General features: G+C 42.9%; 28 protein-coding genes and 2 pseudogenes. 3 read left to right on the plus strand and 27 right to left on the minus strand.

Features of this window, described 5'->3' with window-relative positions; translation table 11 throughout:
• Both HMPREF0494_RS10995 and HMPREF0494_RS06560 read left to right on the plus strand, forming a co-directional pair.
• The coding region (locus HMPREF0494_RS10995; protein WP_007124166.1) for a lectin-like domain-containing protein at nt 1-2,032 on the plus strand (2,032 nt) is incomplete at its 5' end.
• 11 nt (nt 2,033-2,043) lie between these two features.
• A pseudogene (locus HMPREF0494_RS06560) lies at nt 2,044-2,297 on the plus strand (MarR family transcriptional regulator); the annotation flags it as partial.
• 65 nt (nt 2,298-2,362) lie between these two features.
• On the opposite strand, the gene HMPREF0494_RS06565 reads toward HMPREF0494_RS06560, so the two are convergent.
• The 27 genes and pseudogenes from HMPREF0494_RS06565 to HMPREF0494_RS06695 form a co-directional block, all read right to left on the minus strand.
• Nucleotides 2,363-3,940: a recombinase family protein gene (locus HMPREF0494_RS06565; protein WP_007124169.1), complete on the minus strand. Its 1,578-nt coding sequence runs from the start codon at nt 3,938-3,940 to the stop codon at nt 2,363-2,365.
• Nucleotides 3,933-5,591: a recombinase family protein gene (locus HMPREF0494_RS06570; RefSeq protein ID WP_007124170.1), complete on the minus strand. Its 1,659-nt coding sequence runs from the start codon at nt 5,589-5,591 to the stop codon at nt 3,933-3,935. The genes HMPREF0494_RS06565 and HMPREF0494_RS06570 overlap by 8 nt, the downstream gene beginning before the upstream one ends.
• A 35-nt stretch (nt 5,592-5,626) precedes the next feature.
• Nucleotides 5,627-5,860, minus strand: coding sequence for an SHOCT domain-containing protein (locus HMPREF0494_RS06575; RefSeq protein WP_007124171.1), 234 nt, complete (start codon nt 5,858-5,860; stop codon nt 5,627-5,629).
• 92 nt (nt 5,861-5,952) lie between these two features.
• Nucleotides 5,953-6,831: a GH25 family lysozyme gene (locus HMPREF0494_RS06580; RefSeq protein WP_007124172.1), complete on the minus strand. Its 879-nt coding sequence runs from the start codon at nt 6,829-6,831 to the stop codon at nt 5,953-5,955.
• On the minus strand, nt 6,828-7,241 hold the full coding sequence (locus HMPREF0494_RS06585; RefSeq protein WP_003671994.1) for a phage holin family protein: 414 nt from the start codon (nt 7,239-7,241) through the stop codon (nt 6,828-6,830). Before HMPREF0494_RS06585 ends, HMPREF0494_RS06580 begins: the two co-directional genes overlap by 4 nt.
• A complete protein-coding gene (locus HMPREF0494_RS06590; protein ID WP_003671993.1) occupies nt 7,228-7,611 on the minus strand; it encodes a phage head closure protein in 384 nt (127 codons plus the stop codon). Before HMPREF0494_RS06590 ends, HMPREF0494_RS06585 begins: the two co-directional genes overlap by 14 nt.
• Complete coding sequence (locus HMPREF0494_RS06595) at nt 7,611-7,889, minus strand: head-tail connector protein (protein ID WP_007124173.1); 279 nt, start codon at nt 7,887-7,889, stop codon at nt 7,611-7,613. Before HMPREF0494_RS06595 ends, HMPREF0494_RS06590 begins: the two co-directional genes overlap by 1 nt.
• A 16-nt stretch (nt 7,890-7,905) precedes the next feature.
• Nucleotides 7,906-9,084: a phage major capsid protein gene (locus HMPREF0494_RS06600; RefSeq protein WP_007124174.1), complete on the minus strand. Its 1,179-nt coding sequence runs from the start codon at nt 9,082-9,084 to the stop codon at nt 7,906-7,908.
• An 18-nt stretch (nt 9,085-9,102) separates the two neighbouring features.
• Complete coding sequence (locus tag HMPREF0494_RS06605) at nt 9,103-9,774, minus strand: head maturation protease, ClpP-related (RefSeq protein WP_003671987.1); 672 nt, start codon at nt 9,772-9,774, stop codon at nt 9,103-9,105.
• A complete protein-coding gene (locus HMPREF0494_RS06610; RefSeq protein ID WP_186433499.1) occupies nt 9,771-11,036 on the minus strand; it encodes a phage portal protein in 1,266 nt (421 codons plus the stop codon). The genes HMPREF0494_RS06605 and HMPREF0494_RS06610 overlap by 4 nt, the downstream gene beginning before the upstream one ends.
• 28 nt (nt 11,037-11,064) lie before the next feature.
• Complete coding sequence (locus HMPREF0494_RS06615; RefSeq protein ID WP_040458871.1) at nt 11,065-12,663, minus strand: terminase large subunit; 1,599 nt, start codon at nt 12,661-12,663, stop codon at nt 11,065-11,067.
• A gap of 67 nt (nt 12,664-12,730) precedes the next feature.
• Nucleotides 12,731-12,937 carry a DUF5049 domain-containing protein gene (locus tag HMPREF0494_RS06620; protein WP_007124177.1) on the minus strand — a complete coding sequence of 69 codons (207 nt, stop codon included), beginning with the start codon at nt 12,935-12,937 and terminating at the stop codon, nt 12,731-12,733.
• 2 nt (nt 12,938-12,939) lie between these two features.
• Entirely contained in the window at nt 12,940-13,560 is a 621-nt protein-coding gene (locus HMPREF0494_RS06625) for a hypothetical protein (protein ID WP_007124178.1), read from the minus strand.
• Between the two features lie 72 nt (nt 13,561-13,632).
• Complete coding sequence (locus HMPREF0494_RS06630; RefSeq protein WP_007124179.1) at nt 13,633-14,859, minus strand: site-specific DNA-methyltransferase; 1,227 nt, start codon at nt 14,857-14,859, stop codon at nt 13,633-13,635.
• Nucleotides 14,859-15,401: a P27 family phage terminase small subunit gene (locus tag HMPREF0494_RS06635; protein ID WP_007124180.1), complete on the minus strand. Its 543-nt coding sequence runs from the start codon at nt 15,399-15,401 to the stop codon at nt 14,859-14,861. Before HMPREF0494_RS06635 ends, HMPREF0494_RS06630 begins: the two co-directional genes overlap by 1 nt.
• A 119-nt stretch (nt 15,402-15,520) precedes the next feature.
• A complete protein-coding gene (locus HMPREF0494_RS11760; protein ID WP_455583562.1) occupies nt 15,521-15,922 on the minus strand; it encodes an HNH endonuclease in 402 nt (133 codons plus the stop codon).
• A gap of 123 nt (nt 15,923-16,045) precedes the next feature.
• Nucleotides 16,046-16,513 (minus strand): hypothetical protein, encoded by a 468-nt coding sequence (locus HMPREF0494_RS06645; protein WP_007124181.1) that lies wholly within the window; start codon nt 16,511-16,513, stop codon nt 16,046-16,048.
• Nucleotides 16,510-17,865, minus strand: coding sequence for a DEAD/DEAH box helicase (locus HMPREF0494_RS06650; protein WP_007124182.1), 1,356 nt, complete (start codon nt 17,863-17,865; stop codon nt 16,510-16,512). The genes HMPREF0494_RS06645 and HMPREF0494_RS06650 overlap by 4 nt, the downstream gene beginning before the upstream one ends.
• Nucleotides 17,846-18,127 carry a VRR-NUC domain-containing protein gene (locus HMPREF0494_RS06655; protein WP_007124183.1) on the minus strand — a complete coding sequence of 94 codons (282 nt, stop codon included), beginning with the start codon at nt 18,125-18,127 and terminating at the stop codon, nt 17,846-17,848. Before HMPREF0494_RS06655 ends, HMPREF0494_RS06650 begins: the two co-directional genes overlap by 20 nt.
• A gap of 213 nt (nt 18,128-18,340) precedes the next feature.
• Entirely contained in the window at nt 18,341-20,596 is a 2,256-nt protein-coding gene (locus HMPREF0494_RS06660) for a phage/plasmid primase, P4 family (RefSeq protein ID WP_007124184.1), read from the minus strand.
• 2 nt (nt 20,597-20,598) lie between these two features.
• Nucleotides 20,599-20,985: a DUF7768 domain-containing protein gene (locus tag HMPREF0494_RS06665; RefSeq protein WP_225430182.1), complete on the minus strand. Its 387-nt coding sequence runs from the start codon at nt 20,983-20,985 to the stop codon at nt 20,599-20,601.
• An 84-nt stretch (nt 20,986-21,069) separates the two neighbouring features.
• Nucleotides 21,070-23,005: pseudogene (locus HMPREF0494_RS06670) on the minus strand (DNA polymerase).
• A 55-nt stretch (nt 23,006-23,060) separates the two neighbouring features.
• The gene (locus HMPREF0494_RS06675; RefSeq protein WP_007124188.1) at nt 23,061-23,612 is read right to left on the minus strand and encodes a DUF2815 family protein; all 552 of its coding nucleotides are present in this window, start codon (nt 23,610-23,612) and stop codon (nt 23,061-23,063) included.
• A gap of 1 nt (nt 23,613) precedes the next feature.
• The gene (locus HMPREF0494_RS06680; protein WP_040458873.1) at nt 23,614-24,753 is read right to left on the minus strand and encodes a DUF2800 domain-containing protein; all 1,140 of its coding nucleotides are present in this window, start codon (nt 24,751-24,753) and stop codon (nt 23,614-23,616) included.
• On the minus strand, nt 24,750-25,067 hold the full coding sequence (locus tag HMPREF0494_RS06685; RefSeq protein ID WP_040458874.1) for a hypothetical protein: 318 nt from the start codon (nt 25,065-25,067) through the stop codon (nt 24,750-24,752). Before HMPREF0494_RS06685 ends, HMPREF0494_RS06680 begins: the two co-directional genes overlap by 4 nt.
• A complete protein-coding gene (locus HMPREF0494_RS06690) occupies nt 25,051-25,254 on the minus strand; it encodes a hypothetical protein (protein WP_007124191.1) in 204 nt (67 codons plus the stop codon). Before HMPREF0494_RS06690 ends, HMPREF0494_RS06685 begins: the two co-directional genes overlap by 17 nt.
• 81 nt (nt 25,255-25,335) lie before the next feature.
• Nucleotides 25,336-25,794, minus strand: coding sequence for a sigma-70 RNA polymerase sigma factor region 4 domain-containing protein (locus HMPREF0494_RS06695; RefSeq protein ID WP_007124192.1), 459 nt, complete (start codon nt 25,792-25,794; stop codon nt 25,336-25,338).
• A gap of 431 nt (nt 25,795-26,225) precedes the next feature.
• On the opposite strand from HMPREF0494_RS06695, the gene HMPREF0494_RS06700 reads away from it, so the two are divergent.
• Complete coding sequence (locus HMPREF0494_RS06700; RefSeq protein WP_155802464.1) at nt 26,226-26,822, plus strand: hypothetical protein; 597 nt, start codon at nt 26,226-26,228, stop codon at nt 26,820-26,822.
• Nucleotide 26,823: the final 1 nt, after the last annotated feature.

Genomic DNA, 26,823 nt, shown 5'->3' on the forward strand with positions numbered 1-26,823 from the left:
TAAAACACGCCAAACTGTAACTAAGATATCTTACAACACATTATTGCAACAATTACGTACAAGTAAGGCTTTGGCGACTGATAAAGAAGTTCTAACACATGTTACTAAGGATAATTTTCTTGCTTACTTTTCATTAAACGGATCAGCCACTTATGATCAAAATACTGGTATTGTGACTATTACACCAGATGAATATAATAAAGTTGGAAATTTCTCTCTCAAGAGTAAAATTGATATGAATACTAGTTTTACTTTAACTGGTAAGGTTAATTTAGGATCCAATCCTAATGGAGCTGACGGTATTGGCTTTGCTTTTCATAACGGTAATACCACAGATATTGGTAATGCTGGTGGCAACTTGGGTATTGGTGGCTTGCAAAATGCTCTGGGATTCAAGCTTGATACATGGTCAAATGGTTATCAAGCTCCACAGTCTGATAAAGATGGTAGCCAAATCGATTCAACTAACTCTAATGATTTTGGTTGGAATGGGGATTCTATGAATGCTCCATATGGCACATTGGTTGATACTGAAAATGAAGAAGTTGCTACTAAGGATGGAATAAAAGTTCAAAGATGGTGGGCTAAAGATGTTGATGGAACTTCCCAAGCGTTAAGTAAGTCTGACGTAAACGGCCAATTTCATGATTTTACAGTTGATTATGATGGAGATACAAAAACATTAACAATCAAGTATACCCAAACAAGCGGTAAGATATTAACTTGGACTACGACTGTCTCGAATTCTAATCAAGCAATGGCAATGATTGTCAGTGCATCAACTGGTGGTGCTAAGAATTTACAGCAATTTGAAATAATGAGTTTTGATTTTAAGCAAGCAGCGACAGTTAATGTTAAGTATGTTGATACAAAAGGTAATCAAATTGCTCAAGGTGAGGTTACTTATCCAAATGGCGCTAATGTTAATGGTACTTATACTACAGGACAATTAGAAATTCCCAATTATAAGTTTGTAAGAATGGATGATGGTACTGCCACTGGAGCAAAAAGTTTGCCAGCGACGGGTACTCTAACAAAAGCTGGAGATAATGGGACGGTTATTTATGTCTATGCACCAGCGTACACACAAACAAGCAAAACAGTTAGTGAAACCATTAAGTATATTGACCAAGATGGTAAAGAAGTAGCAATAGGATATACGGCAGATCCAATTACATTTGTGTCAGTAACTAATCCAGTTGATAACACAACAACAACGTATTACTCAACTAAAGCAAAGACTGCAACGTTGGATGATAATGGTGTGCCAACAGAAGCTGGATGGACAAAAGGAGACAGTACCGATTTCGCAGATGTAGTTAATCCAGAAGTTGATGGCTATAAGGTAATCAGTAATGATGCCCCAAACTCTGATTTGACAAGCGTTGCAGTTCAAACTGTCTACACTAATTCTAGCGATCTTGACTTCACGGTGGTTTATGCCAAGAATGCGCCAACTATTACAACTGAAAGCAAGACGATTAATGAAACTATCCATTACGTCTACAAAGATGGTACGACAGCTCATGATGATTATGTGGCCAAGCCGGTTGAATTTACGCGTCAAGTTTCAACTGATGCGGTGACAGGTGAAAAGACCTATGGGTCTTGGTCAGCTGATCAAAGCTTTGCGGCAGTGACTAGCCCAGTTATTAAGGGTTATACGCCAGATCAAGCTGAAATTGGGGCACAAACTGTGAGTGGTGACTCCAGTGATCTTGATTTCACGGTGGTTTATACCAAGGATGCGCCAACAAAACCAGTTAATCCAATTCAACCAACGACGCCAGCAAAACCAGTTAACCCAAGTCAACCAGCGACGCCAGCAAAACCAGTTAACCCAAGTCAACCAGCGACGCCAACAAAGCCGGTTCAGGCTGGTCAAGCAGCGGCTACTAATTTTGTGGATCAACGGTTGCCTCAAACTGGTGAAACTGATCAACAACACATGACGCTGAGTGGCTTATTACTATTAGCCATGAGTAGTTTGTTAGGGCTCTTTGGAATGACTAAGCGGCAGCGCAAAGAATAGGATGATATTATATGCTAAATCATCGGCAAACTAAGATCCTGTTTGAGAGCTTAGCAACCCTACAGGCTATTCAGAAACAAGCATACCAGATGTTAATGCAAGGGCTGACCACAACTGGTTTCTCAATGCGTGAGTGGGAAAATTAATCTATCTGGAACAACACGGACAAGCCACTGCTAGTGAATTAGCTGATGCGTTCATGGTTACGCGCACACTAATTTCCAGAAACACTTGGCGACTGATTCAAGATAATTTAATTCAATCTGCCAAAATTAATAAACTAAAAAACAGCACCCAGCCAAAATAGCTGAGTGCCGTACACCATAAATTTCACATATTAACTCTAATTACTTCACCATCTTTGAACGTGAATTCCATGTAGCGTTGGAAGATGGTGATTTTTTCTACTAAACGACGAACCAATTGTTCATCAAAGTCAACTAAGCCATACTTGTGCAATTCGACTAATTTGTTGATTTCATCAAGGTTGTGTAGTTTGGCTTGTTGATCAGTTTCACGACTTTGGACTTTTTCTTTTTGCTTCCGCAGGTCCATGATTTGCTGGGTTAGTGCGTCGCAGTCTTGATGCTGGTTAGCAGCTTGAATTAATTTCATCTGCACTTCTTCTAGTTGCTTATCGAGCTGGTCAAGTGTTGGTCCTTTGGAGCTTTTGATGACTTTCATGATGTTTGCTTTTATCTGTTTACTGGCTAACTCGTGGCCTTCGATTAACTGATTGAAAGCTTCAACAGTGGCTTCTTTTAGAAGGGGTTCTTTAACATTACGAATCATGCAGCGGCGACCAATTTTACTTCTCCTTATCCGACTGGCGCAGCGCCAGACTGCTACTTTTTCTGGTCGATACCACATGTTCCGTTGGAGAATATCACCGCATTTACCACAGAATAATTTTTGAGAGAAGCAATATTTGCCGTTCAGACGTCTATGCTTACCGTTTTTAGTGGTGATTCCGTTACGTCGTTGTTTAATGATCTGCTGTACTTGCATGAAAACAGACTTGGGAATAATCGCCGGGTGATCATTCTCCACGTAGTATTGTGGCATGATGCCTTCATTCTTCACCCGTTTTTTATTAAGAAAATCAACGGTGTAAGTCTTCTGTAAAAGGGCATCACCCATGTATTTTTCATTCTTTAGGATTTTGGCCACGCTGCTAGAGCGCCAATTTTTTGTTTTGCCACCGGTCAAGATACCATCAGCTTTGAGCGAATCGGCGATTTGTTTCATAGTCATTCCGTTTAGGTAGCTATAGAAGATCCGTTTAATGACCTTGGCTTCCTCTGGTTCAATTACTAGATTTCCCTGAGCATCTTTGGTGTAACCGAGGAAGTGATTATGATTGACAAACACTTTACCTTGTTGGTAACGGTATTGAATCCCCATTTTGACGTTTTGCGATAAGGATTCACTTTCTTGTTGAGCAAGGGAAGCCATGATGGTAATCAGAACTTCACCTTTGGCATCCATGGTATTGATATTTTCTTTTTCAAAGAAGATTGCAACATTGATGGCTTTTAAGTCTCTGATATACTTCAGGCAATCAATAGTATTTCGAGCAAATCGGCTAATTGACTTGGTGACAATTAAGTCTATTTTACCGGCTTTACAGGCTGCAATCATTTTATTGAATTGTTCCCGTTTCTTGGTGTTGGTTCCGGAGATTCCATCATCAGCATAGATACCTGCAAATTCCCAGGTGGGTTCCTTTTGAATTAGCTCTTTGTAGTGAGCTACCTGAGTTTCGTAGGAGCTAGCCTGCTCATCATAGTCGGTTGAAACACGGCAATAAGCAGCTACCCGGAGCTTTTCAAAAGGTTGCGGACTACGTTGATGATGGACACTGTTTCCTTTTTGCTGATGGGCAGGAATAATGCGTACTTTACCCAATTAAATCACCTTCACTTTCGATAATGCTGTATAAATATTCGGCTTGCTTGATGGGCTCGTTGAAACGCTGCCTGATGATATTGCGATAGAAGTGGTTGTTAATAGTGACAGCCTTGGTTAACTTCTCTGTTAACTTCAGCCCGCATTTTAGCTTAAAAACTACGATTGAACTATGTACTACAATCTGTTGAACAAAATCCTGAAACGGAGTTTTATCAAATCCTGATAGTTCTTGATCTTGTTGGCACCAATGTAGTAAGGATCGTACATCTTCAAAACTGTTAGCCGAATCAGTATTTCTACTGTGGAGCTCCTTGGCCTTTTCACGGCACTGGTAGGTATCCTGTTCGAGCTGAGCCGTTTGGTTTACGTAGATAGACTTATCTATCAGTCCTGATTGCATCAGTTCGGTTAACGTTTCAGCTTTATGGTTATTTGCTTTGATCCGTTCGGTTAAAGAATTTAGTCGACCGTGGGTGTCACTGTTAACCTGCACTTGCAAGTTTTCTAACAGTGGTTGTAATAAGAACTTCCTGCTGTAAACGAGTTTATTCATCATATTACAGAAAGCCACTTCTAGACTTGCTTCGGGAACTGCCTTAATTGGGCATTGTTTAGCCGATTTTAGATGCCTTTGACAAGCCCAGCAGATTTTATTTGGGCGTGTTTGCCGTTTAAAAGTAGTTCCACAATTACCACAGATGATTTTTCCAGAAAATAGGTAGTGATGTTGATACTTATGGCTATCAGTTTCGATATGGCGTTTTTGAGCCGCATCTTTAAGCAAAGCTTGAATCCGGTTAAAAGTTTCGTGGTTAACCAAACTAGGATGATGGTCCTCAATTAAGTACTGGGTGAGTTCACCTTGGTTAAAATGACGGTGATATTGATCATCACGATAAGTCTTTTGACAGAGCATATCACCGGTGTAATTAATGTTTCGTAAGATGTTAATCACGGTGTTACTTCGCCATTGTCCACCACGCTTTGTTGGTATGTGTTTATGACTCAATCCTTTAGCAATTTGACTAGCTGACATTCCCTTTGAAAATTGTTGAAAGATTTCTCGCACAATCCTGGCTTCAGCCCGATTGATGACTAAGTTGCCATCTTCAATTGAATATCCGTAGGGGGCTGAAGATACTCGAAATTTGCCACTAGCGAAACGTTGCCTAATTGCCCAGCGTAAATTTCCTGCAGTGGAATGAGATTCATCCTGAGCGATACTGCTGAGAATCGATAGAAATAATTCGCTAGCCATTGCTCCAGTATTAATGTGTTCCTTTTCAAAGATAATTGGAATGTTCAACTGCTGCAGTTCTCGAACTATTTGTAAACAGTCGGTAGTATTCCGTGATAAGCGGCTGACTGACTTTGTAACCACGAGGTCAATTCGGTGATTATGACAGTCTGCCAGTAGTTCTTTTAAAGCATCACGCTTCGTTAGTTGGGTGCCTGAGATTCCTTCATCGTAATAGACCTTAGCTAATTGCCAGTCTGAATGATTACTGATGTATTCTTGGTAATGAATACGTTGATTTTCAAGACTTTCCAACTGTTCAATGTTGTCCGTTGAAACCCGACAGTAGGCTGCCACCCGGAGTTGTTTAACATCACGTTGGTAGCTTTGAATTTTAGTAATGGTCGACATGGTAACCCTCCTTTCGTCAGTGTGGTATGTTAGCTCTAGAACTTTGATGTATCAACGCTTCCGGGCCCCAATAATGACGGAAATGTTTGTTTATTTAAGGTATCAATGTCTTCAAATTCAGTGGTCGAGATTAACCCCTTGTTGAGCAGACTTTGAATAATCTGTTTGGATTGTTGATAGTGTAAATCGTTCAATAATTGCTCGGAACTAATATTCTTATTTGTTGTTATTAGTGGTTGATGGGTTACTGGTTGTACTTTCTTTACCATATTTAATTACCTCCACTGATAAGCCAGAACAAGCAGAAAAGTAAACCATGGTAAAAGAAAAAAGCCTGCAGACCGGAGTCCACAGGCAAAAGTTACAATAATTGATTAACTCGTTTTTGAATTTGGGTGGGGTCATAGCCGGCTTGCTTCAAGCGGTTGATTCGTTCATTACCATTTCCCCAGGATCCTCGGATAACTTCGCGTGCAATTTGGTCAACTGACTTACGGTTCAAGAGACGGTTAACCTTTTCTTGGACCACCGCATAGTCATAACCAGCAGCGGTTAAGAGCTGTTGACGATCGGTACCATTACCCCATTGACCATTTAAGACTTCAATAGCTAGCTCATCAGGGTTCTTCCTGGTAACTGGCTGCTTTTTGTTAATGACAGCTGCGTAGTCAATGTAGGCATAATCTAGATCACAGTTGCCATTGACACCTGGAACAGAACCAGTAGAGGAATGTTGCCAGATTCCGTAATTACCATTGTAGTTACAACACGGACCATATTCAGCCACCCAGACGGCATAGCGTTGAGCGACGGAAGGTGAAATGTAATTTTGCAGTGGTGATCGCGAAATATACAGTCCGGCATAGCAACCGTTTTGTTCCAAAACACTACAAAAGCTTTTCACTAAGCTATCACAGAAGTTACGACCATTGGCAAACTGCCACTTTTCTTCTAAGTCAAAGTAGATTGGAAAATCAAAATGACGATTACCAAGGACGGTTAAACAGGCCCGGGCTTCATTGGCTGCATCAGCGGGAGAAACGGCATAGGAATACCAGTAGGCACCCACTTGTAAACCAGCTGCTTTGGCTTGGGTATAATGTTCTGCAAAGTAACGGTCTTCTTGGCTTGCTGACCGACCATAACCAGCTCGGATTAGAACGAATTTAACACCACTTGCTTTGACTGCATTGAAATCCACATGGCCTTGCCATTCAGAAACATCAATTCCAGAAATCATTGATGATCACCATCCTTATCATGTAATTGTTGGAGGACACTCTTTAACTTATCGGGCACAGGTAGACCTAAGCGACTGGTATTTTCTAGTAATGAAATGCCCTCATTAGAGATATAGAAGAAAATTGTAGCAGTACGGATCGCTGAACCATTCTTTAATAGGTAAATATCAAGGCAATGTGCAATACCGACCAATAATAGAATTAGCACTTTGCGCGTAAGCCCACGAAAGCCAATTTCACTGGAGAGTTTATGTTCGTTAATGGCACAAAGTACTCCGGTGATATAGTCCACTACCATGAAAATGAGTAGAACATATAGAAAACCATCCAGTCCGCCTAAGAACCAGCCGAGGAAAGCCCCAATTGCACCAAAGCATGAATTAATTACTGTTAAACTAGTTGTCTTCATTCGGATCATCAACTCCTCTCGAATATTCAGCCTTAATTTCCAGATACTCATGGTTGTACTTAACGTCATCAATAAAGCCAATATTGTAGCCACGACCTTCAAACCAAATGTTGGTTTCTTCGTCAACATCATCACGGTATCGGATGATGAATGACAGTTGTTTTTCCAATTTCACCGTGACCGCTGTGTAGTATTCCTGACCGTGTAGGGCAGAAACTTTTGCCCACACATCGCCTAAGCGAACATCCTTGTACATCGACATTCCGGTATTAGGATTTTCGCCGACATATTTCTTTTTCATCAGCGTAATGCGGCGATCTAGTTCACCAATATCAGCAATCTTACTGACCCGTTTATTTTGCTGTTGCATTAAAATTCCTCCTTCCGGTAAGGGGACAAGATAGCCCGAAGAAACTTGATCATGGCATCAAAATCAGCCGTTTCCCGATATTCGTAAAGGTAAGCTACGGTATAGAGAATCGCGGTATGAATATCATCAGGGAGAGAATCAAATGCTGATAGAGGCTGACGAAGGACATTTTCGACGGTAGCAGTCGCCGATCCAATCAACTTTGTGATGAGGTCATCTTCAACAGTGTTATCAACTCTTAGGTAGGCTTTTGCTTCGGCCAAAGTAATAGCAGCCACATTTCATCAGTCCTTTCTACTTAGCAGCCATGGCAAGAGTTTTAATGGCTTCTGGGAGGATGACTTTGCCATCTACTCGTTGCGAGCCCAAGAAACCGACTTGACCAGTTACAGCATAAAGTTCATTAAGTCGTTTAAAGGTTCGACCTTGACGATCAGCAATCCAATAGTAATTGAAATCACCAAAGAGCACTGGTTTATTAGATGCGGCCATGGATGGCATGAACGGACTAGTATAAACTGGGCAATTGAGGATTCGATCTGGTTGGCCAGCTTGAACAGAAGGCTGCCAGATATATTGACCATTGTTATCCTTCATTTTGCGAATGGTTTTCACGGTATCATCATTCATTAAGAAAACAGCATTTTGACGGTATGGTGCTCTTAAGGAATAGAAAAGTTCGATCAAATCATCAAAAGTCAATGTATCGGCCTTAGCAGCTGTGGATCCCGCAGACGCACCATTAGTGTCGGTTAAGATACCAGTTGGTTGGCCAGTGCCGGTACCCGTTAGGAAGGCTTGTTCTTCAGCATTACCAAGTCGACGACCAAATTCATCAGATAAATAGGACATCAAGTCGAAGGCGGAGTCATTCAGTAGTTCTTCCGATACCTTGATCAGAGTCCCCAATTTGTGAGCACTGAGGGATACTTGACTAAATTGAGTATTAGATTCTGTGTAGGCTGCTTCTTCCTCGAGCCAAGCAGCTGTTCCTTCGCTCGCAACAACCGGAATCTTATGTTCACCGCTATTGGTTTGAATGACATGGCTGATGGTTCGCAGGACGTTGGCTTCTTGAAGCTTTTGAATCAGTTGATTTTCAAACTCATTTGGCACTAGGAAGCCACCATCTGGATCCGTACCTTCTTTTAGTGCATCAACGACCGCATGACCACGCATCATTTGCCAAAAGTTCTGCGCATAAGCATCCTGACCCTTTGGTAATTCTCCAGCAGTCGGGGTATTAGTAAGGGCTTTAGTTGTGGGCTGATTGAGTTCTGCTTCAATTTGGGCTTGCTTATGGAGCCGATCGATTTCCTTACCCAAGTTGACGACGTCTTGTTCCATCTTTTCGTAGGTAGCGTTGTCCTCAGCAGAAAGTACATCAACTTCTTTTTGTTTAGTGTCCAGGAAATACTTTGCTTGCTTCCAAATACGGGCACGCTTTTCTTGTAATTCAGTAATCTTGTTCATTGGTAAGTTCCTCCTAAATTAGTGTGATAACAAAGAAAGCCGCTTTTGCAGCGACTTTACAGAAATAGTAGATTTTGCTTTAGGCTTGAGTTTATTCAATAACACCAGGTCAGATTGCTTATCGGAATACGAGTAACAATCTGTGACATTCTTATTGTCACCCAGCATGGCATCAGCAAAGCCTAATTCGATAGCTTTATTGACGTTCATCCAAGTTTCGTTATCCATCATTGTTGAAATCTTTTCACGGGGCAGGTTGGTTTTCAGCTCATAGGCATTGATGATCGACTCCTTGGTTTCAGCTAGCATTTGCGCAGCGTGGTCGAGATCTCTTTCTTGACCGCCGACAATAGTCAGTGGATTGTGGATCATTAGCATAGCCGCAGGAGCCATTGAAACAGTAGTTCCAGCCATCGCAATTACCGAAGCAGCAGATGCCGCAATACCTGAGATTTTGACATTGACTTCATTCGGGTAATTCATCAGCATGGTATAAATTTGACTGGCAGCGGTACAATCACCACCAGGGGAGTTCAGCCAGAGATCGATTGGATCCTGACTTTCATTAAGTTCGTCTTGGAATACCTGTGGTGAAACATCGTCATGCACCCAGCTATCAGGAGCAATTACCCCAGAGATAGCTAGTTGCCGCTGATCACCATTTTGTTTCCAGTTCCAGAAACGTTTCATTCTTTTGGTTCCTCACTTTCTTTGGTTGTTTGCGTGTTATAGAAATTACCGGCTTGGTTAAGTGGCAGCATATTGCCATTTACCAAGTATTCGTCACCGCCTTCATTAGTAGGGATGCGGTTTAGATCTTCAAGTTCCCGAATATCGTTTGCGGACAACCAGCCATTTTGGCGCCCAATGGCATAGCCGTTCATGCGACTTTCGTAGTCACCGCGCAGAAGGCCATCAACGTTGAACTTAACGAAATATTTTCGTTGATCATCAGCGGACAGTAGCTGTTGATTCATAGCTTGTTCCCAGCGAATACACCAAGGGTTCAGGGTGTACTTTACAAATTCTAGTGATTGTTGCTCGATATTTGAGAAAGTCGAACGATCTAGGTCACCAACCATATGCGGTGGTACACGAAAAATTCTGGCAATTTCGTCGAGTTGGAATTTTCGAGTATCAAGAAATTGCGCTTGGTCGGGTGGAATGGAAAGCTGGTGAAAAGTCATTCCTTCTTCCAAGACAGCAATGCTGTGATTATTAGATCCCGAAAATTGTGACTGCCAACTTTTCCGAAGCCGTTCAGGGTCTTTAACTACATTAGGGTGCTCGAGAACACCACCAGGCGTGGCATCATTTTTGAAGAAAGTGGCTCCATATTGTTCGGCAGCCATGGATAATCCAATCGCATTCTTAGCCATAGCAATAGGGCTGTAGCCGATCAAGCCATCAAATCCTAACCCTGCGATATGAAGGACTTCATCGGACAAGAGAATTACTTGCTTCGATTTATTTTTTGCCTGGTAATCATCGTAGTTGCGAGTATAGGTGTAGTAGATTTCACCGTTGGCAGCACGGTTAACGTCCATTCGATCAGGCATCAAAGGATAGAGCCCAGTGATCTCGCCTTGACCGTTTCGAATGATTTGTGCATAGGCGTTACCCCACAGCAATAAATGGTTCATCATGGTTTCACGAAAGATAAAACTGGTCATTTCTGGATTTGGCGCATCATGAAGCAAAAAATAAAGCGGGTGGTTAATTGCTCGCTGTTTACCACCATCGTTGGTGTATTGATAAATGCGGAGTGGCAGTTCAGCTAATCCTTCAGCCAAGACTCGCACACAAGCATAAACTACTGTATTCTGCATTGCGGTGCGTTCGGTCACATTTTGGCCAGCCATCGAACTGCCGAAGAAAAATGACATGGTGCTGGATAGGGTATTTTGGGGTGAAGCTTTATTAGTATGGAACAATTTATTAAATAGACTCATGGCATCAACTCCTTTCAGTTTTTCGTAATTACAACATTAATAGACCTCGACCATCATAAACAGAGTCACCATTATCCTCATTTCGGATAGCACGATCCAGTCCCATAATGGTGGCCACTACACCATCAATTTTTTCAGTTGACTTAGCTTTGTCAGGTTTAATATTCCCAGCTGGGTCAGTGCGGATATAGATATTATCCATCATCCAACGCAAGACCGGATGACCGCCATGAGCGATCTTCTTTTCCAGAGTTAATCGCATTAGTTCTTTAGTTGGAGGCGTCATGTCCTTAAATCCCTGGCCAAATGGGACCACGGTGAATCCCATACCTTCAAGATTTTGAACCATTTCGACAGCTCCCCACCGATCGAAGGCAATTTCACGAATGTGATATTTCTTTCCCAGATCATCAATAAAGTGTTCAATGAAGCCATAGTGGACGACATTACCTTCCGTGGTTTGTAGATATCCCTGCTGCTTCCAAATATCGTAGGGGACATGATCACGGCGAACCCGCAAATCAACGTTATCCTCGGGAATCCAGAAGTAAGGTAGCAGGGTGTAACCTTCTGAATCATCTCTAGGAGGAAACACCAGTACAAAAGCCGTAATATCAGTAGTTGATGACAGGTCAAGACCACCATAGCAATCGCGGCCACGTAATTCATCGGGATCAACAGGAAAGGCACAAGCATCCCATTTGTCCATCGGCATCCATCGAACATCTTGCTTCACCCACTGATTTAACCGTAGTTGTCGGAAGGTGTTCTCTTCAGCCGGATTCTCCTTAGCTGAATTATAAGCATCCTTAACCTTCTCCATCTTGACGGTAATACCCAGGGAGGGATTAGCTTTCTTCCAAACTTCAGGACTCGACCAATCTTCATCACGCCCGGCACCGTAAATAACCGGATAAAAACGGGGGTCATGTTTACGGCCCTTCATGATGTCGATTGCTTTTTGATGAACCTGGTAACAGATAGAGTGTTCATCATTACCGGCAGTCGTGATTAAAAAGTAGAGCGGCTGCGTTCGAGCATCGCCGGAACCCTTAGTCATGACGTCGTAGAGTTTACGATTGGGTTGAGTGTGTAATTCATCAAAAATTACTCCTGACACGTTGAAACCGTGCTTGGAATAAGCATCAGCAGATAGGACTTGATAAAAACTATTAGTTGGCTCGTAGATCAGCCGTTTTTGGGAAGCGAGGATCTTACAACGCTTTTTTAAGGCTGGGTTCATCCGCACCATATCAGCGGCGACGTCAAAAACAATGGCGGCCTGCTGGCGATCAGCAGCACAACCATAAACTTCTGCACGTTCTTCACCATCAGCGCAGCAAAGCAGTAGAGCAACAGCCGCCGCCAGTTCTGATTTGCCTTGCTTTTTTGGAATTTCGACGTAAGCAGTATTGAATTGACGATACCCATCAGGTTTTAAGATGCCAAAAATGTCGCGAATAATTTTTTCCTGCCAGTCAATGAGGTCAAAAGGCTTACCCGCCCAGGTTCCCTTGGTATGGCATAGGCATTCGATAAATGAAACTGCAAAATCAGCTGCGTCTTTGTTATAAGTAGAGTCCTTGGCCATGAACCTAGTTGGCTTGTAATCTTTTAGTTTTCGCAAGAGGGCATCACATCCTTTCAATTGTACTAAAAAAGCACTGAGTGTTAACTCAATGCTTGATTGATGATTAATTAAACTTGCCAGTTAATATCAAATTTACGTATCCGGCGCGGTCAGTATTCAAGTAATCGATTAAGTCATGGCAGTTATAGTAGTATGCCAGTCTTTTGACATTTTCCACATCAAACATATTGGCTTCACCAGTGTTGCGGATTTTTAAGACCTGCTGGCGGATTCGGTTACGTTTAGCTAATTCGTCCTTAATTCGATTCATGATTAGTCCCCCTGGTTCTTAAAAGCAGCTGATCCAGTTAAGTTGCGTAACAATACTTTCCGTTGGTCTTTAAACTTGGGACCGATAAATCCTAGGCGTAGCAGGAAACAGCGGAAAGCATATTTTTCATTACTCTCTTCGTGTGGTTCTGACATGATTCGCTGGTGGCTGATGGCATATTGGACCAGCTTGTCGACAAATTGTTGATAAGCCAAAGCATCGTCAAGTTTCACTTCTTTAAACCAATCGAAGGATACCTGTTTTTCATCGACGTTTAAGGGGAGGGCTTCCAGCTGGCAAGCATCCTTAATTAACTGCCCCTTAGCCCAGGTTAGGTGGCGCAGGTTATCAAGAGCCTGATCTGTAAACTTATCTCGCTGGTAGGCTAGGTTCAACTTGATTATTTCAGTAGGGTGGAAGCCTTGCTGTTCAAGATAATCGAGTAAATTGGCCGGGATCTCATCCGGGGATGTTAGGACTCCATCTTTGTTAACAGTGTACTTGCCAATCTGATAAGCGTAGGTAGGTGTGTATTGATATTCGGCCTTTCGATGAGTATAGTCAGCCAGCTTCGTCACCAATTCTTTTCGTTGCTGGCCGTGTACATTAAATTTAATTTCCATCTTCTGTACCTCCTTGTTTGATCACTGTATACATCACTCTAAAGGGTACAGATAGCAAGGAACTTCGACGATTTAAGCCGGCTTCTTTACTTTGCTGTAAAGAATAGTTTTACCATTTCTTTCCACACTAACGTTTTTGCTTGAACCAACCTGTTCAATATAACGTTGCACAATCACATCGCAATATTTAGGATCGAGTTCCATCATGTAACAAATCCGATTAGTTTGCTCGCATGCAATCAGAGTTGAACCGGAACCACCGAATGGATCGAGAACGGTACAGTTGGACATGGTGGAATTCATGATTGGATAGGCTAGTAGTGGGATTGGTTTCATCGTTGGGTGTTCCTTACTCTGCTTTGGGCGATCAAATTCCCAGATGGTGGATTCCTTTCGCCCGGTGTACCATTCGTGTTTGCCATCTTTCTTCCATCCATAGAGTACGGGTTCATGTTGCCACTGATAGGGAGAGCGACCAAGTACTAATGATTGCTTCTTCCAGATACAGCAACCGGATAAATAAAAACCAGCATCTTGGAAAGCACGGCGGAAGTTAAGGCCTTCCGTATCGGCGTGAAATACATAGATGCTGGCATCGTTAGCTATTGCTTGATTCATATTTTGAAAAGCAGCAAGCAGAAACTGGTAGAACTTGTCATCGGCTTGATGATCATTCTTGATCTTGCCAGCTTTGCTAGAGTAATCGACATTGTATGGAGGATCGGTTAATACTAGGTTGACCTTATGATCACCCAGTAATTTCTGGTAGCTTTCTGTTTTAGTAGCGTCACCACATAATAAAGTGTGTTTACCTAAGTGCCATAAGTCACCAGGCTTTGAAAAGGTCGGTTTATCCAATTCGCTATCAACGTCAAAATCATCATCATGCGTATCGTCAGCGGTGCTAAGAAGGTCTGAGATCTCATTCTCGTCAAAGCCAGTTAAGGAAACATCCAAGTCGCTGGCTTGTAAGTCAGTCATTAGCAAGGCCAACTTGTCTTTATCCCAATCACCGCTGATTTTATTGAGGGCAACGTTGAGAGCTTTTTCTTTGTCTTCATTTAAATTAACGACAACACACTCGGCTTCTTTGATCCCTTCATCCTGGAGAATCTTTAACCGCTGGTGTCCGCCAACCACGCGACCAGTTTGCTGGTTCCAGATGATTGGATCAACGTAGCCGAATTCTTTCATTGAGTGTTTTAGCTTTTCGTAGTCAGGATCACCTGGCTTTAAGTCTTTTCGTGGATTGTAATCCGCGGGGATGAGGTCCGTTATTTTCTTCTTAACAAATTTCATTAGTTCATTCCTTTCCGACTTCTTAAGAGTCGTTCCATGACATCATCTTGTGGTGTTGATCCTTGATAAGTCGTGGCATTGTTTTCTTTAACCACTTGAAAAATCTGAAACCATAATTGGCTCGATTGCTTCATGTAGTCACGACTCATGGAAACATATGGTGAAGCAATTGCATTACCAGTGGTAGGGTGGCGAGCGAGAAAACCAAACTTAGAGATACATTCTTCGCACTGGATCCACCGGCTAACGCTAACGGCATATTGTTCAATCAGCTGAGTGTTAACTAGCTTTTCACAACCACGTTCGACCAACCATTCCCAGGTTTCTTTAAAAATATCAGCGGCGTCAAATTCTAAACCATTCTTCTGTTTGGCCTTGAGGTATTTCTTGACTGGCGGCATCACGTGTCCTTCCAGATTAGCTGGTTCAGGCAAATCGATAACAGTTGCTTTTTGACCAGCTTCGAGCTTATCGTGCAGTGATTTAGATTTTCGCCCAGCGCCGACCCGGAATCCGCCACGATTCGTACCATCTTTAGCCAAATCTCTCCCTCCTTCCGGCAGGGGTTAATACCCCGTTTGATTTCGATTTTTTGTACACGAAGGCCCAGGCCCGCTCCCGCGCGAAAAATTTTTTAGGATTTGATGGCCCCCTCCGTGGTTTAGTAATGATATCGACGTGGCTTTTTATGCCAGCGATCATCCATCTGGGCGGTGATGCGGGAGTGGCATGGCTTACATAATGCCATCAGGTTCTTGAACTCGTTGGTGCCGCCGTGTTCCAGAGGCAGAACGTGATGGACCTCGGTGGCTTGGGTATACCTTCCTTGGCTCAGGCACATCTCACAGAAGGGATGGTGGAGCAAGTAGCGTTGACGGATCTTTGGCCAGCCACGATGATAGCGCGGACGACTACGTTTTGGTCGTTGGTAACGATTGTAGTGAGAACTGACTTGCTTAGCATGGACGTCACAATAAGTATTGTGAGTTAGCCGTGGGCAGCCAGGGTAACGACACGGCTTCTTGGGTGAATAAGGCATGACGTTCCTCCTTTCTAATAGCATAAGAAAAGCCCAGCAGTGTAATCTGCCAGGCCCCAATGTTATAAAGCAAATGCCTTTGTCCTAATTTTCTACACTACCATCGTAACATGGATAAGCACTGTGTTTGTTCCCGATTTTACCTTCTTAATGATGGGCACCGTAAAGCAGGAGGGTAAGGTGATCAAGGGCTTGGTTCTTCCGATTGTAGGCGGTGGTCTTTGCGATGAAATACTTGTCCATCAGAATGGCCAGACCTTGATTCATCGACTGGTCAGGAGCACGGTAACAAGCATCGAGGACGAAGCGTTCATCCTTAGACAGCTCTTGCCAGGCTGGTTCAAACCACTTGAAGTATTGTTGGGCTTGTTGGTAACGTTCGTTTAGCTTAGCAGTCTGATTGATGCAATGAATCAATCGGTGCTCAGTTGGGTTGTCCTTGCTGGTGGTCCCCGGAGCAAAGTCATAGTGGGGAGAACTGACACCAATCATCTGTTGCTTAGCTAACTTCAAGTCGTCCTGGTAAGAATCAATGATGAATTGCATTCCATTGTAGTCTTTCAAGGCTGCGACGGTCGCTCGTCGTTTGTCTAAGTAGTTCCACATGATACTCATGCCACAACACTTCCTTTCAGGTTGGCTTTTACTGCGTTGATTAGAGCTAGCTGGGTTTTGTCTTTACGTTTTAAAGCCGCCAGAATGTTTTCGTCAATAGTGCCTTCGGTGATAATGTGGTGAATGACTACTGTCTGACGCTGTCCTTGCCGCCAGAGCCGAGCGTTAGTTTGCTGGTAGAGTTCCAGACTCCAAGTTAATCCATACCAAATCAAGGTGGCACCACCAGCCTGCAGGTTGAGACCATGTCCGGCAGAAGCAGGATGAATCAATGCCAATGGAATATTACCAGCGTTCCAGTCCTGAATGTCTTTAACAGTTTTAATCTCGCGAGCAGTGAATCGTTGCTTGATCTGGGAGAGATCGTGTTTGAACCAGTAAGCAACGAGTACTGGTTTGCCATTCGCAGCTTCAATCAAATCCTCGAGTGCATCGAGTTTTCGCTGGTGAATTTGAACAATCTGCTGCTGGTCGTCGTAGACACAACCATTTGCCATCTGGCAAAGTTTATTCGATAGACTGGCTGCGTTGAGGGCATCGATTTGTTTGCCCTGGGTTGAAACTACTAGCTGGGCGTTAAGCTCATCATAGATAGCCTGCTCACTATCACTCATTTTTACCGGAACGGTGTTCATAGTTAATGGTGGCAGCTTCAAGTAGTCCTTAGACTTCATAGAAATGGTGATGTCATCAATGGCACGGTAGATACTTTGCTCAGCGCCAGGCTTGGGTTTGTAGGTAAACACTTGATACATGTTTCGCTTGTCGGGGTCAAAGTAGTTCATCCGGTAAGATGAGATAAAGCGGCCAAGTCGTTGGCCCATGTCCAGCACGCGGAATTCGGCCCACAGATCCATCAATCCATTGGAGGATGGCGTACCAGTCAAACCAACCACGCGCTTGATTAATGGCCGTACTCGTTTGAGGGCTTTGAAGCGTTGGGAGCGATAAGATTTAAAACTTGATAGCTCATCAATTACCAGCATATCGTAATTAAAGGGTGCGCCGGAGGACTCGATTAGCCACTTTAAGTTTTCCCGATTAATAATGTAAATGTCAACGTTTTGTTGCAGAGCTTTAATGCGTTGTATTTTGGGACCTGTAACGACCGAATAGGTGAGGTCCTTTAAGTGATCCCACTTATTTATTTCTTCAGGCCAGGTTTGTTTAGCAACTCTTAGTGGGGCTACAACTAAGACCCGGTGAACCTTTTCTTCCTGGATGAGCTGCTTGATAGCCGTCAGAGTAATAACGCTTTTACCTAGGCCCATGTCGAGCAGAATGGCAGCAACTGGGTGATCCAGGATAAACTGAGTGGCGTATTGTTGATATTCATGCGGTTTGTATTGCATCAAGCATTCCTCCAATCTGATCAAGCTGATCGCAAACAAAGACTTGGAAACCAAGTTGTTTTAACTGGTTGAGTCTTTGCACTTGCAACGGGCGGGGATGTTTACCAGGAGCCTTCATCTCCACAAAGCCCATGTGACCATCAGGCAGGAGGACCAATCGATCAGGTACTCCGGCCATAGATGGCGAGATGAACTTTAGGCAAAGACCTCCGCGTTGGTGAGTAGCTTTGACAAAAGCAGTTTCGATTTGTTTTTCTAACATTTGTAAAATCCTTTCTAAACGTTGATTTATCAGTGATTCGTCAGGATTAATGACGGTCGTGTCAGTTGATTTACTACTCTTCTCTATACCTCTTTTTTTCTATTTTTATCCCTATATACAAGTAAGGTAAAAGAGTGTCATGACTGTCATTAGGATTGGTAAATACTGATGTATCAAGCTTTTAGAGTTTTAAAGTGTGACAGTCGATGACAGTCAACTGAGAAATTCATCATCATCAACTTTTAATCGCAATCCCTTGATGAAACGACCGTTTTGTTTGTGTTGACGTTGAAAGCCAGCATTTTTGAGGGCCGTGTAAAAGTCAGTTGTGCTGCGGATATATTCACCGATGCCTTGGCAATATTCGCGATACTTTTGATAAAGATCGCCTGACTTTTGTTCATAACTGGGGTTAAGTTCACAATTCTCATTAAGAAAATGTCCTAGCCAATCGTTATCAGCGTGGTAGGCTCGTACCGCTTTGGTTACGGCAGCTGGAGTGGTTAACTGGTAATTTTGCTGAATGGTTCGCTGTGCGCCTTCAATGATCCACTGCAAGACTGCCGGCCCAGCTTTTTCGGTTAGGTACTGGGCGTAATTCTTAATATCATTGCGTTTAGCGATCGTAGCTTTAAAGGGGATCACAATTAACCGTCGCCAGATTCCTTCATCATTACCACCTACGTGGGGCAGGTAATTGGTGTATAGCACGATGGTGTGGCTGGGCGTAAAGGAGAAAGGTTTCATGTATTTCTTTTCGGCATAGATTTCATCGGTTGAACAGAGTTGCTTGACGATGGAAGTGTTCAGTCGCTTACCTTCTTCTAGTTCAGCGGAGATGATTAGCCGCTTGCCCTTTACTTCGGCCATCTCTGGTTTGACGTTTCGCCGGACACCAGTGGTCAAGGCATCAGCTGAGAGGTGACCGGTATAAGTGCCGAGTACATTAGCGATGGTGTTCCAGAAGGTTGACTTACCATTCCTCCCGCTGCCGTAAGCAATAATCAGAGCTTCCAGGTACACCTGACCAATCGCCACCAGACCCACAATTTCTTGGACGTAATTAATCAACGCTTGGTCACCACAGAAGAAAGTAGTGAGTGCTTCTTGCCAGAGTGAAGCTCCTTGACTGCCAGGAACACAGGATGTGGATTTAGTGATTAATTCATCAGCTTGAATTTCTTGCTGACCATGCATCCCTTTCCTTAAATTGAAAGGACCGGTCGGGGTATTCAGCAGAAATGGATTAGCATCAAACTCATTAATCTCTTTGACGAGCTTTGGTCGGGAGTTGGTTAAGATCCCGTTAATACCTCGAGTGCTGCGTTCCTTGAGAATAAAGGCTTCGTAAGCTTTAGCATTTTCGTAATCCTTGAATGCGGCTAGTTGTTCATCATTAAAAGTACGACTAGCTTTTGTTTTACCCATTGCTTGCAGAGCGGATGTCACACCATTTTGCTGAATCTTCTTATAACTATTAGTGACACGAAGCTGAGCATCAGTTAATTGTTTATCGGTAAAGCGCTGGACTTCACCGAGAGCTAAAGGTTCCGATTCCTGCCAAACCTTCCCATCGAACCACATAAAACCTGATTGGTTGGTATAGCAAACCCGCTCTTTGCAGTTGTTGACAAAGACATAAGATTCACCAGTATCCGAGTAATCATCCGGTTGTAGATCGTCATTGGGCTGATTGTATTCTTCAGGTGGAATATAACCTTTTTGACTAGCCATGCGCTGACCAAATTTGGTGGCACTGTGCCAGATGTTTTTTAATTCCTGCTTGCTTAGTGGCGGATCGCACTTGGCAGCTTCCTCTTGAAATGCTTGCTGGGCTTCAGCAGTATTGCCAAGGCGCATAATGATGCGACCAGCAAAGTGAGAGAGGGTTGCATTACGTTGGCCTTCATGAATTTCCCCCACTCCTTGTTGTTCAAAGTAACGTTGGGCCACCATGAACTGGTCCACATTTTGGCTACCATCATGCCAGATGGCTTTAGTACTAGGCACACCAAAGACAAAACGGGCCGCATCAAGCGCATTGTCATCAAAGTAGGGAAAGTATTCTTGAATTTCGTGCTTTAGTTCAGTATAGGTTTTAGCATCCGTAATCTCAGTAATCGGAAAGTAGACATGAAACTTAGGTCGGGGTGCTTTATGGTGCTTGGCTTTCATGTTGTTGCGTGACAAGGTAATGGCGTAGGAAACATCATCGAAATAGTTAGCAATGTTTGCGGGTTTGATCCAAGTAGTCGGATCGTCAGAATGATCATTATCGCAGTCCATGATTAGGCAGTCAGCTTTGATGAAGTTGGCAATGGTGCGTTGGTTATTTTTAAATTGACCACAGACATGGTCATAGTGGACTGCCTGTTCTAATTCCTGTGCATTAGTGATAGCTTGTTGATGAGGATAGATCGTATTGCTAGCCTGACCGAAATTAGCTGCCGTCGATAAAGTAAAATGCATCTTTAGTTAGCCTCCATTTTGTTATTAAAGTAGCGGATATTTTTATTTTTACGTTTGGCTAAGCGGATGAAGTAGCGCATATCATGTGTTGGCTTACCAAATGACCAGGCTTCGGCGCATTTAGTTAGTAGCACAATGTTAATAAAGGCGGCTACTTGAAATTCGCGTGAATGGTGCATGTTAATAAATTGAGGTAGGTAAAGCTGTGGACAAACGGGGATGCCACCATGTTGATAGATAAAACGGCAGTAAGAGCGCACTGTCATGGTACTTTTAGCATCGCTCTTTACTACTTCTGTAAACGGCGCAATGACAAAGATCATTGGTCGGTAGTGTGGATTCAGTTTATCTTGGCGCAGCTTGGTAATTGCTATGGTTGCTTCTGACATAGATTCAGATCCTTTCATTAAATTAGAGAACTAAAAAAGCCCTCACCAATAAGCCAGATGAGGGCAGAAAGTAAACCATTAAAATTAATCTTTTTTATAAAAGTCGCTAACAAAACCAGCAGCGTTGAGGATTAAGCCATTGGCCCAGTCTGGAACTTCGGTCATGAGCTGAACCATGGTGTCAAGTGACCGATTGGAAGGGGCATCAATTACGGCTTCATCGTGAATATGCATTACCACCGTATTCTCAGTAGCTTCTAACCGCCGCATTGCTTCAGCTAGCAGGTCACGACTAGTTGCTTGGACAATGTTTTCTACCAGCTTGGCCCCATAGGTTTCAATTCGATCCCATTTTTTCACGGTGTTGATTCCCATGAAGGTAATCGATTCAGAACCAAAGCGATTGGTGCCGATCTTTGGTTTGGGGTAGCAAAGATAACGTCCCGATCGTAAACGAAGAAACATGCAACCACTGCGATAAATAAATTTCATTCCGTGGGTAGTTTGCGGGAGGTGCGTTTTAATACATTCTTTAGCTGCTTTATCAACGTCCCACCAAAACTGCACAATGTGAGGACTAGCATTACGCCACATTTGAACCAGTGGCGGTAATTCATCATCAGTTAAGACAAGCTTAGTGGCACCCATGGCTTTGAGGGCACCAATGGAACCGCCATAGCCCAGGGCGAGTTCGGCAATTTTACCCTTTTGACGGAGTTCACCATTGATGCCATGTTTGACTACCGGGACACCAAACATCTGACTGGCGGATGCACAGTAGATATCTTCATTTTTGGCAAAGGCTTCTTGTCGCCATTCTTCATTAGATAGCCAGGCAATCACCCGTGCTTCAACCGCTGAGAAGTCAGCTACATAGAAATGATGATTTTTGCTAGGGATGAAAGCAGTACGAATCAATTGTGATAAGACGTCTGGTACGGAATCGTAAAGCATTGCGAGTGCTGTTACGTTGCCTTGTTTAACTAGTTTACGAGCTTCTTCGAGGTCTGGCATCGAATTACGGGGAAGGTTTTGTACTTGTACAAGGCGACCAGCCCATCGACCCGTCCGGTTAGCACCGTAAAATTGCAAAAGGCCATGAACACGACCATCTTGGCACATAGCTTTTTGCATGGCCTGGTACTTTTTGACACTGGATTTAGATAACAGCTGGCGGAGTGCTAATATCTGATGAACTTTACCAGTAGTGGTTTGTAGTAGCTGTGCCACCGATGCTTTGGATAGTGAATCAGTTTTAGCGCCTTGCTGCTGGAGCCAGTCTTTTAGCTGTAATGGAGAGTTAGGATTTGCTAGACCTGTTAATTCTTTAGCAGTTTGTAAGTACTGGTCATGGAAGACGTTTTGACATTTGATCGCATTGTTAACCAGTTGTTGGTCAATCCGGATACCGCGATCATTAATGTCTTGATCCATCCAATAGTTTTCCCATTCATTCTGTGGGACGGGGAAGCATTCGAGCTTCTGGGTGATTTCCATTTCAACCTCGACGTCACGCTTGATTGTATTGCTTAAACTGTTGCCATTTATCAGGAGCATGGTAGGGGAAGTTACGAGTGCGATTTTGATTGGCCTTCGTAGGTTTGCAAGGTGTACAGAAGTAGCGCACAAGCTCTTTACCAGCAGTGATCTTTTGCCGTGGTAACCCTAACACGCTTCCAACATCTCGTAGTGATAATGGCAAGCCGAGAGTGGCAGACCAAACGCGAGAACAATGCCAACCAGTTGGCTTTAAGCGGTGACCAACAAAGCGTGACAGACAGACCCGTTCAAATTGAGCATTAAAAGCACTCTTAATAATGTTGGGATTATCTAGGGCTTCAATAATCTGTGGTGGAATCTTTTCACCCTGGGTTAAGTCCACCACCTTGACGGGGCCAAAGTCGGTAGAATAACCAAAGAGCAAAAGCTCAAAATCATCGCTATCAGCGTATCGATAGACGCCAGTCTGATTTAGGTTGGTGCTGGAATAAGTTTCAATATCAATTGAAATTTGCTTCATCAGGAATCCTTTCTACAAAAAATGGGTAGTCAAAGTCGACTGCCCATCTTTTGGTTTAAGCTAAGAAATCATCGTCATTGCTATCATCAATCGCTGTGAAGTCATCGCTAGCACTAGCATGGCCACCTAGTGGTTCTCCATCACGGATCTTTTGGATGTTACCCAGGCCACAGGCAATTCCACGGTTACCGTTGGTGTTAAAAGCATAGAAGTTAATCGATACTCGGGCATAGCAGCCACTGTAAACTTCATCACGATCAAGGATTGGTTGGACATGCTTGTCCACAATCTGTGGTGCCGTGATCGAATTAGCATTGATAAAGTAACTATCTTGGTAGGCAACATCATCACGTTCCAAATCCCCATCTCGAAGAGGTAGCTTGAGAGTGGCCTTATTAGGCTTCTTACCACCAAACTTTCCAATTCCTTTCTGGATGGCAGCATCGATAGCTTTTTCGATGGCAGTGACCGTCTTTTGATCGGACTTGGGGATGATTAGACTAACTGAATACTTTTCCTTACCACCATTGATAGACTTAGGTTCCCAGATGTTGGCATAAGAGAGACGAGTGTTGATACCGGTAACGACCTTAGTTTGTTGTGACATATTATTTTTCCTCCTTAAATTCATCTTGTGGGTTAGATTTGCTAATACTCTGACGTTGATCGGAATTTGGCACCAGAGTTGGCTTACCCGCAGGTTTAACAATTTCTTGACTAAACAGTTCGGTGAATTTCTTCTTACCGACCTGTTTTTCTAGTTTTGTAATCGGTAATAGCTTCTTTTGGTAAATATCATGGTAGCCATGTTCTTCAGCAATTTTTGCTACGGCAGCTTCATCCTTGTAATGGCGGACAGACCTACCTTCGACTATTTTGTAACCAGGCCACTGCTTACCATTGTTAATGGCTAGGTCAGCGGCATAGTCTTTAATTTCGTGAGCCCAACGATTCAAATCATCGATGTGCTCGAGAACCTCGGTTACCTCACTATCTGTTAGCAAGTTCGGTGACCGTAGTTGAAAGCGGGTGAGCTTGTGATGATAGTCAAAACGTGCTCGCAGTACCGCATTACAAGTGGAAAATTGACACCAAGGACCATAATGGACAGTACCTTTGCCAGTAAAGGCGAGTTCGGCCTTTGTTTTTAATTCGGTATTGGCCCAATGCATTAGTTCTTTAGCATTAATAGTCCAGGTACTGATGTTGGCCATCCGAGGTTGAAAGATTGTCGTTTCAACTTCATCAACGTTGTACAAGTTACCGAACATTTCCAGGGCACCAATGGCATAGAGTTTCATTTGTGGGTTGTTCTTGGCTTCCACTCGGACACCTTTGCCATATTTGAAGTCGATAATGTGGAGCAGGTGATCGGAAACAATCACACAGTCGCCAGTGCCGAAGCCTTCTGGGACATATTTGGAGAAGTCCAGTTTCTGTTCCACACGGATGGTGGCGTCGGGTGCGTATTCTTTAGCTTTGTGATATTGTTCCAGAACATAGCTAGCGTAATCATCGGTTAGGTCTTCCATCTCATCTGATTGGTAATCGGAAGTAGGGCGTTTAAACTCATCACCGAGTAATCGATGGATCTTATATTCTCCCAGTGCGTGGGCAGCCGTTCCTTCAGCAGCTACATTAGAAGTAGTGTGGGGGAAGTATTGCTCTAGTCGTGGGAGTGGTGGAGCACTTAGCCAACGATTAGCACTGGAAGCTGATAATAATGCGTGGTGGGTTGGTGAACTCATTGTCCTAATCCCTCCGCACTGTAGTAAAGATCTTCGTAATCTTTGGGATCCACGTCAGAAAGCTTCTCGGCACCAAACTTATGGAGCAATTCTTTAACTTGGTCGGTATAACCTTCGGCACTCTTCCTTGCCAGCATCTTGCGAACCGTTACTTTGTCTTCAATTGAGTCACACTTTAGTTGCTCATCATCACTTGAAACTTCATTTTCGTTGCTTGATAACAATTGACGGATGGACTGAACGGTTTCTTTGGTTTGGTCGATTTGTTTTTCAAGCTCCTTGAGTTTCAAATCAAGGTCATTCATTACGCTCATAGGAATCATCCTTTACTTCGTTAATTTCTAGTTGCTGAACATCTTTGCCAGGTGTAATCACCATCAGATGGTGTGGTTGACCGAGTAGTAAACGCAGCAGCCGTTCACGGATTGTGATTTGACGCATACTGACAACACCATCTTGTTGGGGATGCTTGGCTACTGAAATAGAAATTTTGTTAGCCATGTCGTCTATCCTTTCTTAGTTAAATTGGTAAGGAATAATTGCCTTACACTTACAGGCCATGGGAAGTGCAAAAGTAAACGATTATTTTTGAAGAATTTTTTTAAGGCGTCGCTTGATGGTTTGCCAACGCTTAGTGATCGCCATCTTGGTCACTCCGTCGTCCTTAGCAATATCTACTTGTTTCATATCATTCCAGAATTTTTTTATGACTAATTTCTGCTGCGCAGGTTTAAGTTGATTGATGCTGTGGTGGAGTTGTTCCATTTCTTCCTTATTAATTACGGATTGATATGGATCAGCATCGTCTTGTACTAAAGCACCGTATGGATCGTAGGCTTCGAGTGAAACGTGACGACGAGTTTCACGGTGATTATCGTTGTACTCGATGCGATTAAGTTCGATGATTTCTTTACCTTCGGCTTCTGTGACCGTGATTTCTTTAATCCCAGTCGGTTGATGTAGCCTGATGCGCATACTGCCATCTTTAGCATCTGAGATTTCCATATTGAGCTGGTGACGGTCGTCGTAGTATTTCTTCATAAAAATTCCTCCTATTGGATCTCCCAAGCGAAGGAATCGAAGGCATATCAAAAGCCACTAACAAGGCAATAAGAAACAGACCTAAACGATAAAATCGCTTGGGTGCTGCAACTTGCCTTACTAGTGGCTTGTTACAGGAAGTTATTCAGTTAGGTACATGCTAGTAAAAGTTGTTGATCGAGCAACACATGCTGTTCAGCCACATAGGTAAACAAGTAATATGCAGATATATAATTAGAAAATTGATATAATTAAAATGTAAAAATATATATCAAATTAAAAATTTTATGAATATTACTCTGTGTAACTGGAGTAAGGAAGTTTAAGTTCTTTACATCTTTTAACCTGTCGTTTCTTTAGTCGATGTCAACAGGAATATCGCTTTACTTTCTTTACTTTTGTTACCTTTTTGAAATTGAAGGTATAGATAATTGAAAAACGAAAATCATGGCAATATGTATTTATGCGGGTGTGTATTATTCTTTTTGCTTTTACAAGCTTTAAAGCCAAATGGAACTGCTAGATCTCATAGGTCTGGTGGTCACGATAAACATTCGGACTCAATCGTGATGAAGGATCTGATTTACACATTTACAGGTAGTTATGACTTTGGGTCTGTGAAAGATACTTCACAATACAAAGAAGGAAAAATTGAAGGAACAATAAATCTTCCCTTCAACAATGGAGCGGTAATAAATGCATTTGAAGCTCTTATACATAAAGACCACTCACTGGTTTTGTCTAGAATGAAGGAATTCACGAACAAACATATTAATCGCGATGTCGGTGGGTGGCTTGTGAGTGCAATCCTGGAGATCATTAGGTGCGACAATACTATTGGAGATAAGTGCTTATTTTATGTAAAAAGTGACAAACAAGCATTAACTAAGGATCAATTGCTAAAGACTGATAAATTTGAGTTAGAACCATTTTTAGTTGGAATACTTTTTTTCATTTTGGTCGAAAGGCAAGGGAAAAATCAGAATGGAATGGCAACTTTAGACCAGTTAGGTCAAAAAAAAAGCTAGA

Origin of the sequence: Limosilactobacillus antri DSM 16041 (genome assembly GCF_000160835.1) — a bacterium.
GTDB classification, from domain to species: Bacteria; Bacillota; Bacilli; order Lactobacillales; family Lactobacillaceae; genus Limosilactobacillus; species Limosilactobacillus antri.